This window comes from Billgrantia gudaonensis, assembly GCF_900100195.1.
GTDB lineage: Bacteria > Pseudomonadota > Gammaproteobacteria > Pseudomonadales > Halomonadaceae > Halomonas > Halomonas gudaonensis.
Genome location: NZ_FNES01000003.1, coordinates 204,488 through 218,814, shown reverse-complemented (window position 1 = coordinate 218,814; position 14,327 = coordinate 204,488). Strand labels below are relative to the sequence as shown.

Sequence of the window (14,327 nt, the reverse complement as noted above, 5' to 3'; positions counted from 1 at the left end):
CCCCATGCGCCTGACGTCGATTCGCCTGGTTGGCTTCAAGTCCTTCGTCGATCCCGTCACGGTGCCGTTCGACGGCAACATGACGGCGGTCGTGGGACCCAATGGTTGCGGCAAGTCGAACATCATCGACGCCGTGCGTTGGGTCATGGGCGAATCCTCGGCCAAGACCCTGCGCGGCGAGTCGATGAGCGACGTCATCTTCAACGGCTCCACCGCACGCAAGCCGGTGGGGCAGGCCGCCATCGAGCTGCGCTTCGACAACAGCGACGGCAGCATGGGGGGCGCCTACGCCCAGTACGCCGAAATCGCCGTCAAGCGTCAGGTCACCCGCGACGGCCAGTCCAGCTACTTCTTCAATGGCCAGAAGTGTCGGCGGCGCGACATCGCCGACCTCTTCCTGGGGACCGGTCTCGGCCCCCGCTCCTACTCGATCATCGGCCAGGGCATGATCTCGCGGCTCATCGAGGCGCGTCCCGAAGAGCTGCGCGCTACTCTCGAGGAGGCGGCGGGCATCTCCAAGTACAAGGAGCGCCGCCGCGAGACCGAGAACCGCATGCGCCGCACTCGCGAGAACCTCGAGCGCCTGGAGGACATCCGCGAGGAGCTCGACAAGCAGCTCGAGCGGCTGCGTCGGCAGGCCGAAGCGGCGCGCCGCTACCAGGATCTCAAGAACGAGGAGCATCGCCTCAAGGGCGAGTTGGCGCTGCTGCGCGGTCGTGCCCTGCGGGCCAGCCAGGCCGAGGAGGAGCGTCGCGTCGGCGAGCGGGAAACGGCGGTGGAGCGCGAGGTGCTGGCCCTTCGCCAGTGCGAGACGCGCCTCGAGCAGGCCCGTGCCGAGCACGACCGCCTGGCCGAGACTCTGGAGGCGCGGCAGGCCCGTTTCTTCGAAACCACCACGGCCATTGCCCGGCTCGAACAGGGGCTCGAGCATGCCCGTTCGCGCGAGACGCAGATCGCCCGCGATCTCGATGCCGCCCAACGCGAACTCGCCGATCTGACGCGGCTGGGTGAAAGCGATGTCGAGCGCATGGGCGCCCTCGACGAGCGTCTCGAGACGCTCGTCCCCGAGCAGGAGGAAGTCGCCGAGCAGCTCGCCGAGCTCGACGCCATGCTGGAAGAGGCCGAGCCGGGGGCCGAAGATGCGGAGGCCGCCTGGGAAGCCTTCAACGAAGCGTGGCGCGAGGCCGGCCGTGAGGCGGAACGCAGCCAGGACAGGCTACGCGAGCAGGAAGCCTCCCTGGAACGCATCGAGGCCGACATTCAGCGGCGTCTTCGGCAGCAACAGGAGCTGCCCGACCTCGCCGAGTTGACCGCCCGGCGCGAGGCGTTGGCTCAGCGACTGACCGATGCGGCTCGCGAGCAGGAACGTCTCGCCCAGCGCCGCGACGAGCTGCAGCGTCAACGCGACAGCGCTCGCCAAGCGGCCGAATCCCTCGAAGAGCAACGGGAAACGCTACGCGAACGCCGTAGCGGTCTCCAAGGGGAACTGGCTTCCCTGGACGCGCTCATCCAGGCAGCGCTCAGCGATGCCGACGAAGCGCTCGACGGGCACCTGGCAGCGCATGGGCTGGACGAAGCACCGCGGCTCGGCGAGAGCATCGAGGTGACGCCAGGCTGGGAAGTGGCGGTCTCCTGGGTGCTGGCACCCTGGCTCAAGGCGCGGCTGGCCGCGCCGCTGCGCTTCCGGGATGCCAGTGCCGCACCGCCGGCTCCTTTCGGCGTGTTGGCCCCCGAAGAGTTCGACGAAGCATCGCCCGACTCGCTGGCGGGCCAGGTTCGCGGCGCCGGTGCTGCGAGTGCCTGGCTTGCCGCCATTCGCTGCGTGGAGGACGACGAGGCCGCCTGGGCGGCGGCCGAGTCGCTGGCTCCCGGTGAAAGCCTGATCACGCCCGATGGGCTGTGGCTCGGGCGTGACTGGGCATGCCATCGCGGCGATGGCCAGGGGCCCGACGCCGTGCTGGTCAGCCGCCGTCGGCGTGAGGCGGTGGCGTGCGAGCTCGAGGCCGTAGAGAGCGAGTACGCCGATCTGTCGTCTCGCCTGGAGGCCGCTCGCGAACGCGCCAGCGAAGCCGAGCGCGAACGCGAGAGCCTCAGCGAGGCGGAACGCCGACAGGCCGCCGAGCAGCAGCAACTGGCCGTCGAGGACAGCGGGCTCGCCAGTCGGCTCGAACACCTGGAAGGTCGCGCGGCGGAGCTCGACGAGGAACTGGCAGGGCTCCGGGAGAGCGGCGAAGAGGCACGGCTGGCCATCGAAGAGGGCCGTGAGCGCTGGCAGCAGGCCATGGCGCGTCTCGATGCTCAGGCGGAGAAGCGCGAGTCGCTGGTGCGGGCGCGCGACCGTGCCCGCGAGCAAGTGGCGGCATTGCGCGCGCGCCAGCGACCGTTGCACGAGCGCGCCCAGCAGTTGGCTCTGGAACATGAACGCTTGACCACCCAACGAGCGGGCCTGGCACAGCAGCAGGCGCGGGCGGGAGAGACGCGTGAGCGGTTGGAGCTGCGCTGCGACGAACTGCGCGAAAGCCTGGAAGCGCTGCGCGAGCCGGACGAAGAACAGCGCGAGCGTCTCGAGGAACTGCTGGTGCACCGCGAAGAGGACGAGCGACGCCTCAACGAGACGCGCGCCCGCGCCGCCGAACTGGCCGAACGGTTGCGTGAGGACGAGCAGGCTCGCCAGGGGCACGAGCGCCGGCTACAGGAGATCCGTGAGGGACTGCAGGAATCGCGCATGCAGGTCCAGGCGCTCTCGCTCAAGGCCGAGTCCCAGGACGAGCAGCTCGCCGAGCTGGGCCATGATGCCGCCACCCTGGCGGCAACGCTCGATCCCGACGCCACCGAATCGGCCTGGCAGACCCGCCTCGAAGAGGCCGGTGAGCGCATTCGTCGGCTGGGGGCCATCAACCTGGCGGCCATCGAGGAGTACGAGCAGCAGGCCGAACGGCGCGACTATCTGGAGGCCCAGCAGGCCGAGCTCGGCGAAGCGCTGGAAACCCTCGAGAAGGCCATTCGTCGCATCGACCAGGAAACCCGTACGCGGTTTCGCGATACCTTCGAGCGAGTCAATGACGGTCTGCAGTCGCTTTTTCCGCGAGTCTTCGGCGGGGGAACCGCATGGTTGACGCTGACCGGCGAGGATTTGCTGGATACCGGTGTCGCCATCATGGCACGCCCTCCCGGCAAGAAGAACAGCACCATTCACCTACTGTCGGGGGGAGAAAAGGCACTGACAGCACTGTCGCTGGTATTCGCCATTTTCCAGCTCAATCCCGCTCCGTTCTGCATGCTCGATGAAGTCGATGCGCCATTGGATGATGCCAATGTCTCGCGCTATGCCAAGCTGGTTAAGGAGATGTCCGAGAACGTTCAGTTCATCTATATTACTCACAACAAGATTGCCATGGAGGCGGCCGAAAGATTGATGGGCGTGACCATGCAGGAGCCGGGGGTTTCCCGACTGGTGTCGGTCGGCGTCGAGGAGGCCGCAGCACTCGCCGAGGCATGAGCGGACTTGCAACGGCGGGCCATTCGCGATATCAGAAGAGATCACATTAGGGTGCATCGGACCTCAGCCGTCCGATGGAACAGGGAAAGGCGCAGGGTCGATTGGACTCACAGGCGAGAATGCCGGGGCTTGACAAACAAAAAAAGTGGCCTTTTTTTTGGCAATCGCGCTATGCTGGTGACGGACATCCATCCGGCATGGCGCCCTAGCGATAGGCAAGACGACCCATGGAACTAAGAGAATGGCTGATCATACTGGGGCTGGCTCTGGTGACGCTCATCGTGGTCGATGGGGTGCGTCGCCTTAAACGCCAGCACCGCGTGCCCCGCCTCGATCAGGCGGGCACGGAAACGAGTCCCGGTACCGGCGCGGCGTCGGACACCGAGGGAGACAGCAACTGGGAGCTTCCCAACGGCGGGGCGCGCGTCGTCAGCCCGGCCAGCTCATCCACGGTGAAGCCCAAGCCGAAGCTGCAGCGCCAGGAGCACCCCGGTCCTTCGCGTGTGCTCGCCGCGCGGCGTCGGGCCTCTGCCGAGCAGCCTTCACGCCAGGCAGAAAAGGCCAGTCGCTGCGTGGCAGATGCGGACGAGGTCGCTTCCGCCGAGACGCCGCCCACCGCCACCGAGGCGTCGTCTTCGCCGGCACGTCGTGCCGACGAGGCTGCCGCTGCTGTTGCAGAGCCCGAGACCGGCATGCCGGAAAAGCCCGTCGACGCCAGTTCCGCCGACTTTCCCAGAGCCGAAGCGGAGAGTGCCGAGATGGCAACGTCGGCGGCCCAGGATGATGCCGCGTCGACCGGCCGGGCCCAGGGCGATCGCGAACCCTCTGCAAGCGACGAATCGCACGCCACCGCGCCGCCACGCCGCCGGGAACCCACCCTGTCCGCCCTGGGCGGCCCGGGGTTGGATGACGCCGAACCGTCGGTCAGGGCCGACTCCTTGAATGCCGACCCCGCGGACCATGACGAATCCGGCTTCGACGAGGATGAACGCTATCGCCTCGTCGATCTGGAGGGCGTTGGCGACTCCCTCAAGAGCGGTTCGCGACGCATGGGAGCTTCCATGCAGCGCTTCGGCGTCTCCGTGCAGGAACGCCTGGCCAAACGGCGCGAACGCAAGCGCGAGGCACGCGAGGAGAAGGCGCGTCTCGCCGAAGAGCGGGAGGCCGCTGTGCGTGCCGCCGAGGAGCAGGCCAGCCAGCAAGCTCGGGCCGAGCGAGAAGCCATCGCCCGTCGGCGCCAGGCCGATGAGGCTCGCCACTCCGCCGTGCGGAGTGACGATGCCGACGATCCGCTGTTCGCCCCGTCACGCCGGGGAACGGTCGACGAAGACGCGACTCTCGCGGCCAGCCGCGACGAGCCAGCCGAAGACGGCGTGGTGCGCACTCATCCTACCCTGGAGAAGGCTCTGCGCCATGACGTCAGCGCCGAGCGCGCGCGCGATGCTCTCAGCCATGCCGATGAGGTGATCGTCATCAGCGTCATGTCGCGTGACGAGGCAGGCTTCGCCGGAGCTGCGCTGCTCGATCTGATGCTGGCCTGCGGACTGCGTTACAGCAGCGAGATGGGCATTTTCCACCGCTTCGAGACGGAGGATGCCGACAGCGAACTCCAGTTCTCCATGGTCAACGTGCTCAAGCCGGGTACCTTCCCCATCGAGACGATGGACGACTTCACCACGCCGGGCATCACCCTGCTGATGCCGCTGCCCGGCGCCGTGGATACCGCCGCCGCCTTCGAGGCCATGGTCGAGACGGCCATGGTGATCGTGCGCCACCTGGGGGGCGAGCTGAAGGACGAGAACCACAGCGTGATGACCGCCCAAACGGTGGGCTTCGCCCGCCAGCGCGTACAGGAGTTCGAGCGGCGCCATCGTCTCAACCGCCGCCAGGTGAACTGAAGCTTGAAGCGTTACCGGGCTTCGCCCGGAGACGTAAGCGCGAAGCTGTAAGATGACCACCTCCATGGCCTTGCCATGGAGGTGGTTTGATTTATGCTGCTTTCGAGCTTCGAGCTTCGAGCTTCGAGCTTCGAGCTTCGAGCTTCGAGCTTCGAGCTTCGAGCTTCGAGCTTCGAGCTTCGAGGCCCTTGTCGTAGACGAGACACGGATTTCCATGACCCAGCCCGACCCGACGATTCGCGACGAGGCGGTGCGGTTGCGCGCCGAACTCGACGATGCCAACTACCGCTATTACGTGCTCGATGAGCCACGGCTCACCGACGCCGACTACGACCGCAAGCTGCGCCGGCTTCAGGAGATCGAAGCCGAGCATCCCGACCTGGCGACGCCCGACTCGCCTACCCAACGGGTGGGTGCCGCGCCTGCCGAGGGTTTTCCCGAGGTCCGGCATGCCGTGCCCATGCTGTCGCTGGACAACGCCTTCGACGAAGCGGAGCTCTCGGCTTTCGTCAAGCGCATCGGCGACCGGCTCGAACTCGACGGCGAGACGCTCGCCTTCTGCTGCGAGCCCAAGCTCGACGGCGCCGCGGTGTCGCTGGTGTACGAGAAAGGCAGGCTGGTCAGCGGCGCCACCCGCGGCGACGGCCGTACCGGCGAGGGCATCACCTCCAACCTCAAGACCCTGAAGTCGATCCCATTGAAGCTGCGTGGCAAGGAATGGCCCGATCGGCTGGAAGTCCGTGGCGAGGTCACCATGCGCCATGCCGACTTCGAGGCCATGAACGACAAGGCCCGGGAAGAGGGAGGCAAGGTTTTCGCCAATCCGCGCAATGCCGCCGCCGGCAGCCTGCGCCAGCTCGACCCGCGCATCACCGACAAGCGCCCCCTGATGTTCACCGCCTATCAGTTGGTGCAAGAGACGATGAGTCTCGCCAATATCGATACTCCCACTCACAGCGGACAGATGGCCTTGCTGAGGGAGTGGGGCTTTCGCACCAGCCGTTTGCTCGAGGTGGTGACGGGCAGCCAGGGGCTGATCGACTACTGCCGGCGTCTGGGCGAACGCCGCGATGCCCTGGGTTACGACATCGACGGCGTAGTGATCAAGGTCGACGACCTGCGCTTGCAGCGCGAGCTCGGCTTCGTCGCCCGCGCGCCGCGCTGGGCCATCGCCTACAAGTTTCCCGCTCAGGAGGAAACAACGCGGCTCAACGACGTGGAGTTCCAGGTCGGGCGCACCGGCGCCATCACTCCGGTGGCACGCCTCGAGCCGGTTTCCGTGGCTGGCGTCACGGTTTCCAACGCCACCCTGCACAACGCCGACGAGATCGCTCGGCTCGGCGTGATGATCGGCGACAGCGTGGTCGTTCGCCGGGCCGGCGACGTCATTCCCCAAGTAGTACGGGTGCTGGAGGAGTATCGCCCGGATGGCGCCCGCGAGATCGTCTTTCCCGAGCGCTGCCCAGTATGCGACTCGCAGATCGAACGCCTGGAAGGCGAGGCCGTGGCGCGCTGCTCGGGAGGACTCTACTGTCCGGCCCAGCGCAAGGAGGCGCTCAAGCACTTCGCCTCGCGACGTGCCATGGACATCGATGGCCTGGGCGAAAAGCTGATCGATGCCCTCGTCGAGCGCGACTGGGTGCGTACGCCTGCGGACCTGTTCCGGCTCGAGGCCGAGCGCCTCGCCGAACTGCCGCGCATGGCGAAGAAGTCCTCCGACAACCTGGTCGCGGCACTGGAGAAGGCCAAAAGCACCACCTTGCCGCGCTTCATCTTCGCCCTGGGCATTCGCGAGGTCGGCGAGGCTACCGCGGCCAACCTGGCGCGCCACTTCGGCACCCTGGAGGCGCTGATGGATGCCGATGTCGAGGCGCTGGAAGCCGTGGAGGACGTGGGCCCGGTGGTGGCCGCTCACGTGCATACCTTCTTTCTCCAGCCCCATAACCGCGAAACCATCGAGGCGCTGCGTGCCCAGGGCGTGACCTGGGAGGAAGAGGCCGTCGCCGAACGCCCCCAGCCGCTGGCCGGCCAGACCTGGGTGCTCACCGGCACGCTGGAAAGCATGACCCGCGACGAGGGCAAGGCGCGTCTGCAGGCGCTGGGCGCCAAGGTGGCCGGCAGCGTGTCGAAGAAAACCGCCTGCCTGGTGGCCGGCGAGGCCGCGGGCAGCAAGCTGACCAAGGCCGAGCAGTTGGGGGTCGAGGTGATCGACGAAGCGACCTTCATGGTGCGCCTGGCTGCCTGGGAGGCTGGCGAAACCGTCGAAGAGGAGGATGAGACATGAGCGGACGCTTCGTCGAAGTGCCCTACCGCATGCTGCCGGGCGAGACCCTGAACGCCCTGCTCGAGACCTTCGTCACCCGCCAGGGCTACGACACCACCGACACCGGCGCGGGCATGCGTGGCTGGGTTGCCGACCTCGAGCGTCAACTGGAACGTGGCGAACTGATCATCGCCCATGACCTGCAGACAGAGAGTACCGAAGTCATGACGCTCGCCCAGTGGCGTGCCTTCGGTCGCGACCTTGCCGACGACGAAGAGGGATGACCGCGGGCCGGTCTTGGCCTTGACTTGATCCAGATCAGCTTCTTGGCGGTTTCGCTCGCCGAGTTACCTTTGGTCAATTCAGCCGGTGGGGGAGCTCCAGTAGGGTAGCGGTTCAGCGGTTAGTGATAGCCCAGTTCCCTGCTGCGGATGCCCCATGTCGACCTTCGTGCGCAATCTACTGGCGAGCCTGCGGACCCTTAGAGGGTTCGTGCTGGCTGCCATTCTGTCGGTGGCCGTGACGGTCTTTCTCGGCGTGACGCTGGCGGCCACGCTGCTCTATGAAGACATCATCGCCCGCCAGGCCGAGCAGACCTCGGAGACGCTGGCGCGTCAGAGCTTCAATGCCATGCTGCAGGTGATGCGCCAGGGCTGGAGCCGCGAACAGATGGAGGAATTCGTCTCCTCTACCCGCGAGCTGCATGCCGGCTCCTCCTTCCAGTTCGACATTCATCGTGGCGAGCGCGTCTCCGAGCGCTACGGCGAGATCGACCAGTCGGATCCGGACATCGCCATTCGCGCCGCCCTGCAATCCGGGCGCGAGCGCGTCTATCGAGAGAACGGCGAAGTGCGCCGCGTCATGCCGCTGGTGACGACGCCCGAGTGCTTGAGCTGCCACGACAATGCCGCCACCGGCGACGTGCTCGGCGTCATCGACATCCGCCACGACATGTCGCCGATCAGCGGCGAGATGCGCCAGAACTACATCGCCATGTTCGTGGTGGCGTCGCTGCTGGTGCTGCTCGCCGCGCTGGCCTTCACGGGCTGGTTCGCCGGGCGTATCCGCGCCTCGATGGAGGGATTTCGTCAGCGACTGGCCACGGTGAATTCCGTTGCCGATTTCCGCCAGCTCGAGCAGATGCCGGCCGATACGCACTTCCGAGAGCTGAGCGATGCCTACGAGCAGGTCAACGCTCTGGCTGGGCGGCTCAAGAACGTGGCGGTGGACAAGGACGTGCTGGAGTTCGAGATCCGCCTGCTCAGCAAGTTCATCATCACGTCCGACGTGGTGCGCGACTGGCGCGAGTTCATCAAGGAACTGCTCAGCGACATCAACACCATCATCACCGCCCACACCCTGGTGACGATCTTCCAGGTGGAGGAGGAAGGCTACGAGCTTGAGGTGTTCTGGCACCACGAAGTGTCGGCGGAGATGCGTCACGCCTTCGAGGGCATGCTGATCGAGCTGCTCGAAGGCAAGGCAGAGGGGCATGCCGACGTGCAGGTGCTCAAGGTGTTGCACCATGCCGTCTCCCCGGCCGACGCCGACATCGAGGCGGCGATGGAGATCACCCCCGAGGACATTCGCCTGCAGACCAAGTCGCTGCTGCTCGAGGCGCCCAAGATCGGCGGTATCGTGGGCATCGGCGTGCAGTCCGACCTCTCCCAGGACCCGCTGCGCCATATCGTCATCGACGGCATTCTCTCCACGCTGCTCAACCTCGTCGGCTCGGTGAAGGCGATCTACAAGTACACCAAGGATCTGGAGTTCTACGCCACCCGCGATCCGCTCACCTCGCTGCACAACCAGCGCGTGTTCAAGGACCTGCTCGGCTACGAAGTGGGCCGAGCCCATCGCCACGGCTATTCGTTCAGTCTGTTGATGATGGACATGGACAACTTCAAGACCGTCAACGACCGTTACGGCCACGCCTTCGGCGACCAGTTCCTGCAGGCCTTCGCCCATACGCTAAGCGAATCGGTACGCCCCGGCGACTTCCTGGCCCGCTATGGCGGTGACGAATTCGCCATCATCCTGCCCGAGACGGGCGAGGGGCAGGCCTACTCGGTGGCGCTGCGCATCGCTCAGAATTTTGCCGAGCAGGTGTTGGTGGCCCCGGATGGCTCCACCGTGCGTGCCACCTCCTCCATTGGCATTGCCGCCTACCCGCGCCATGCCAGCGATGCCCACGATCTCTTCCTGATGGCCGACAACATGATGTACAAGGCCAAGCGCAAGGGAAAGAACTGCATCGCTTTGCCCGACGACGACGAAGTGGCGGCGATCTTTCGCGAAGTGGGCGAGAAGAACCAGATGGTGCTCAGCGCTCTGGAGGAGGAGCGCATCGTGCCCTTCTTCCAGCCCATCGCCGACGCGCGTACCGGCGAGGTGGCCATCCACGAGTTGCTCATGCGCATCCAGGTGGGCGACCGCGTCGTGCCGGCCGGGGAGTTCATCGACATCGCCGAGAGCATCGGCGTCATTCACAAGATGGATTACCAGCTCATCGAGAAGGCCTTCGCCCAGGTGCAGGCGCAGGGCTACGAGGGGCTGCTGTTCATCAACCTGTCGCCGAAGTCATTGATCGTCGGCGAGTTCATCGGTCGCATCCATCAGTTGGCGATCGACTACGGCATTCGCCCCGAGCGCATCGTCTTCGAGCTCACCGAACGCGAAACCGTCAGCAACCTCAAGTTGCTCGAGAAGTTCGTGCTCGACCTCAAGCTGGAAGGCTTCAGCTTCGCCATCGACGACTTCGGCTCGGGGTTTTCCTCCTTCCGCTATCTCAAGCAGTTCCCCATCGACGTGATCAAGATCGAAGGCGAATTCATCCGCAACATGATCACGGATGACAAGTACATGGCCTTCGTCAAGAGCATCGTCACCCTGGCCCGCAGCCTGGGAGTGAGCACCATTGCCGAATTCATCGAAGACGAGGCGGTGTTCGAGGCGGTGCGCGAACTCGGCATCGACTATGGCCAGGGCTACTATCTGGGTCGCCCCGCCCCGAATTTCGTCATGGTGAACCAGGCGAGCACTCGGAAGCTGCCTTCACTGTGAGCGCAGTGCCTCCCGAGCGGTAGCGCCTCAGCCGGGCTGCTTGCCGCGTATCAGGTCGCGAATCAGCCGGCGCCCGGGGTGCAGGTGATCCACCAGCGGCCACTCCAGCGGTAGCGGTTCCTCGCAGATCATCGAGGCCAACAGCTCGGCGCACAGCGGGGCGCTGGCCAGGCCGCGGGAGCCGTGGGCGGCGCTGATCCACAGCCCGGCGTGATGGCGGCCAGGCGCGTCGGGCACCCGAGTGGCATCCTTGGCCAGGGCGGCGTAGTCGGCGTGCCACGCCCGGGCGTCGGGCACCGGGCCGCAGTAGGGCGACTTGTCGGGGCTCGCCGCGCGCACCCCGACGCGGGCGGTGAGTCTCTCCGGCGAGAGGTCGGCACCGGCGGAGCGCAGGGCGGCGACGAAGTGGGGCAGGCCGCGCTCGAGCTCCGCCAGGTTGGCGACGTGGTCGCTCTCCCGTTCCGTCATGTCGGTATCGCCCGGCGCGAAGGTGGCGCCGACATTGAGCACGCCATCCGCTGCCGGCGGCACGTAGCCGCCGGCACAGACCACTCGGCCCAGCTGCGGGGCTTCCGCTGGCACTTCGAGCTGGCTGAGCTGGCCGCGTACCGGCTGCAGCGGCAGGGCTTCGCTTTGGGCGAAGCCGGCGGCCTCCCCGGCGGCGGCGATCACCACCTGGTCGGCCGCGAGACGCTCGCCGTCGGCCAGCTCCAGGCTCCAGCCGTCCTCCTGGTGGTCGTGGAGTGCCACCACTTCGCCACGCCGAAAACGAATGCCTGCCGTCTCGGCCAGGCACACGCACAGTTCCATCGGCCGGACCCAGCCGGCATGCGGGTAGTCCAGCGCCGGGCCGTCGACCTTGACGCCGGCCGCGGCGCTGGCCGCTTCGGCATCGAGGCCGCGGACCACGCTGTCCGGCAGCGGATGGTTGGCGAGGAAGCGTGCCTGGCGTGCCCGCTCCTTGTCGCTCAGCGCCAGCTGCAGGACTCCGCTGGCTTGCCACAGGCGCTGTTCGGGATCGAGCTGAGCCAGCCAGCGTTGGCTGTACAGCAACCCGGCCAGATAGGTACGGCTCTGCAGATTGGTGTCGGCGGCGAGCTTGACGTAGAGCGCTCCCTGGAGATGGGTGGTGCCCAGTTCGGCACGGTCGAAGCGGTCGATGAGCGTGACGGCGACGCCGCGTCGTGCCAGGGCAGCGGCGACGCTGGCACCGGCGATGCCGGCGCCGATCACCGCCACGTGGCGCGCCGGAAGCGAGCGGGGTGGCGTGAACCAGGGCGTGCCTTCCCGACGGGTGTCGACGGGGGGCGTGGCGATCTCTCCGACGAGCATCTCGCGCTTGCGACCGAACCCCGGTGCCTTGCGCCAGGCGAAGCCGGCATCGGCCAGACCGCGTTTGACGATGCCCGCACAGGTGAAGGTGGCGAAGGTGGCGCCGCGTCGCGAGCGCTGTGCCAGGGCGGCGAACAACTCGGGCCGCCACATGTCGGGGTTCTTGGCTGGGGCGAAACCGTCCAGGAACCAGGCGTCGACCCGGCCGTCGAGCAGGGCGAGCCGCTCGGCGGCCTCTCCGAAGTGCAGGTCGAGGAGCACCCGTTCGTCGAGCCACAGGCGATGCACGCCGGTGACCGGCTCCGGCCACTGGGCGAGCAGCCGCTCGGCGCGTGGGGCGAGGTCGGGCCAGGCGGCAAGCGCACGGGCCAGATCCTGTCGGGTGAGCGGATGGCGCTCCACCGACACCAGGTGCAGCCGGGCCGAGCGGGGTGCATGGGCGTCGAAGCAGGCCCAGGCACAGAGCATGTTGAGCCCGGTGCCGAAGCCCGTTTCGCCGACTACGAAGGGACGCGAGGCCGTCCAGCCGGCGAAGCGCGCGCGTAGCCGGTTGCCGTCCAGGAAAACGTGTTCGGTCTCGGCGCGACCGTCGTGGGCCGAGAAGTAGACGTCGTCGAACCGGGTCGACAGCGGCGCCTGTGCTCCGGTGGCATCGGTCGCCCAGTCGAGCCGGGCGGGGCTGAGGCCGGCCAGTGGTGGCAGGGTGGCGCGAGGTGCGGACACGGCGTTCTCCGAAGCAGCGGGTGCTCAAAAAATGATCAGCCACGGTATCGCGGCGACCCATGGGGTACGGCGACGACCGTCCGCGGTGTTTCAACAATGTTATCCACAGTCTCTGTGGGCAAGCTGCTGTGGACGGTTCGTCGCGACTCGCCGATGCTCGTCGAGGCATCGGGCCTGAGCTGCTTCAGGGCAGGGCTTTCTTGAACGGCTTGACCGTCACTTTGGCGTACACGCCGGCGATCACGTAGGGATCGGCATCGGCCCAGGCACGGGCGGCGTCGAGGTTGTCGAATTCCGCCACCACCAGGCTGCCGCTGAAGCCGGCATCGCCGGGGTCGTTGGCATCGATGGCCGGATGGGGGCCGGCGAGCACCAGGCGCCCCTCGTCGCGCAGCGCCTCGAGGCGGGCCAGGTGGTCGGGACGCGCCGCCAGGCGACGCTCCAGGCTGTCGTTGACGTCTTCGCTGATGATCGCGTATAGCATTGCGGGCTTCCTCGGCAGGTGCGGCAGAGCCGCTGGACTCGACACGGTGCGGGCGTTGACCGGCCGGGGCCGGGCGCGCACCATGAGGCCATTATTCTGACAAAGTCGCTCCCCGGCGTCATGCCAATGCTCGAACTACCGGCCCGTTTCACGGGCGATCCCGCCCCTCTGGGGATCGACCTTCACATGCATTCCACCGCTTCGGACGGCGCGCTGTCGCCGGCGGCCGTGGTGGCGCTGTGTGCCTCGCGCGGCTTGTCCGTGATGGCGCTCACCGATCACGATACCGTGGCCGGCATCGATGAGGCGCAACGGGCCGCCGACGAACATGGCATCGCGCTGCTGCCTGGGACCGAGCTGTCGACGCGCTGGTCGGGCATCAACATTCACGTGGTGGGACTGCTGCCGCAGGGCGCCCAGGGGGCGCTGGTGCCGGGGCTGGAGACCCAGGCCGAGGCGCGCGAGCGGCGTGCCGAAGTGATTGCGGCGCGCCTGGAAAAGGTGGGGCTTGCCGATGCCCTGGCCCGCGCTCGCGAGCAGGCGGGCTCGTCGCGCCCGCTGGGCCGGCCCGACTTCGCCCGGGCGCTGGTCGCTGCCGGCCTGGTGACGGACATCGGTCAGGCATTCCGCAAGCACCTGGGCAACGGCAAGGCGGGCGACGTCAAGGCGCACTGGCCGGCCTTGGACGAGGCGGTAGGGTGGATTCTCGACGCCGGCGGCGTGGCGGTGCTGGCGCATCCATTGCGCCACGGCCTGACGCGGCGCAAGCGCGGGCTGCTCCTCGACGCCTTCGCTGCGGCAGGCGGTCAGGCCGCCGAGCTGATCAGCGGCTTCCAGAACCCCGACGTGACCCGCGACCTGGCCCGCCAGCTCGACGAGCGCGGGCTACTTGCCTCGCTGGGCAGCGATTTCCACTTCCCGGGCGGCCATCTGGCGCCGGGCAGCATGAGCGCGGTGCCGCGCACCGCCGTGCCCCCGGTATGGACCCATCCTCGCCTGGCGTCGCGATTGCAGCCCTCGCGGTCGCAATGCCCGGTGCTATAGTCGATGCCATGGCGGCGACTG

The 14,327-nt window shown here is 67.3% G+C and carries 8 protein-coding genes; 6 read left to right on the top strand and 2 right to left on the bottom strand.

The window, feature by feature from the left end:
• Positions 1-4: 4 nt before the first annotated feature.
• The 5 genes from smc to BLP96_RS04965 all read left to right on the top strand — a co-directional run bounded on the left by smc (position 5) and on the right by BLP96_RS04965 (position 10,723).
• The gene (smc, locus tag BLP96_RS04990) at positions 5-3,499 is read left to right on the top strand and encodes a chromosome segregation protein SMC (RefSeq protein WP_089683749.1); all 3,495 of its coding nucleotides are present in this window, start codon (positions 5-7) and stop codon (positions 3,497-3,499) included.
• 227 nt (positions 3,500-3,726) lie between these two features.
• The gene (gene zipA / locus BLP96_RS04985; protein WP_089683747.1) at positions 3,727-5,397 is read left to right on the top strand and encodes a cell division protein ZipA; all 1,671 of its coding nucleotides are present in this window, start codon (positions 3,727-3,729) and stop codon (positions 5,395-5,397) included.
• 214 nt (positions 5,398-5,611) lie between these two features.
• Positions 5,612-7,681 carry an NAD-dependent DNA ligase LigA gene (gene ligA, locus BLP96_RS04975; protein WP_089683744.1) on the top strand — a complete coding sequence of 690 codons (2,070 nt, stop codon included), beginning with the start codon at positions 5,612-5,614 and terminating at the stop codon, positions 7,679-7,681.
• Positions 7,678-7,944, top strand: a complete 267-nt coding sequence (locus BLP96_RS04970) for a YheU family protein (protein ID WP_089683742.1) — start codon at positions 7,678-7,680, stop codon at positions 7,942-7,944. The genes ligA and BLP96_RS04970 overlap by 4 nt, the downstream gene beginning before the upstream one ends.
• 154 nt (positions 7,945-8,098) lie before the next feature.
• On the top strand, positions 8,099-10,723 hold the full coding sequence (locus tag BLP96_RS04965; RefSeq protein ID WP_089683740.1) for a putative bifunctional diguanylate cyclase/phosphodiesterase: 2,625 nt from the start codon (positions 8,099-8,101) through the stop codon (positions 10,721-10,723).
• A 27-nt stretch (positions 10,724-10,750) separates the two neighbouring features.
• On the opposite strand, the gene mnmC is transcribed toward BLP96_RS04965, so the two are convergent.
• Together mnmC and BLP96_RS04955 are read right to left on the bottom strand one after the other, a co-directional pair.
• On the bottom strand, positions 10,751-12,778 hold the full coding sequence (gene mnmC / locus BLP96_RS04960; RefSeq protein ID WP_245682166.1) for a bifunctional tRNA (5-methylaminomethyl-2-thiouridine)(34)-methyltransferase MnmC2/FAD-dependent 5-carboxymethylaminomethyl-2-thiouridine(34) oxidoreductase MnmC1: 2,028 nt from the start codon (positions 12,776-12,778) through the stop codon (positions 10,751-10,753).
• A gap of 184 nt (positions 12,779-12,962) precedes the next feature.
• Positions 12,963-13,262, bottom strand: coding sequence for a YciI family protein (locus BLP96_RS04955; RefSeq protein ID WP_089683738.1), 300 nt, complete (start codon positions 13,260-13,262; stop codon positions 12,963-12,965).
• A 120-nt stretch (positions 13,263-13,382) separates the two neighbouring features.
• On the opposite strand from BLP96_RS04955, the gene BLP96_RS04950 reads away from it, so the two are divergent.
• Positions 13,383-14,306 carry a PHP domain-containing protein gene (locus BLP96_RS04950; protein WP_089683736.1) on the top strand — a complete coding sequence of 308 codons (924 nt, stop codon included), beginning with the start codon at positions 13,383-13,385 and terminating at the stop codon, positions 14,304-14,306.
• Positions 14,307-14,327 lie beyond the last annotated feature (21 nt).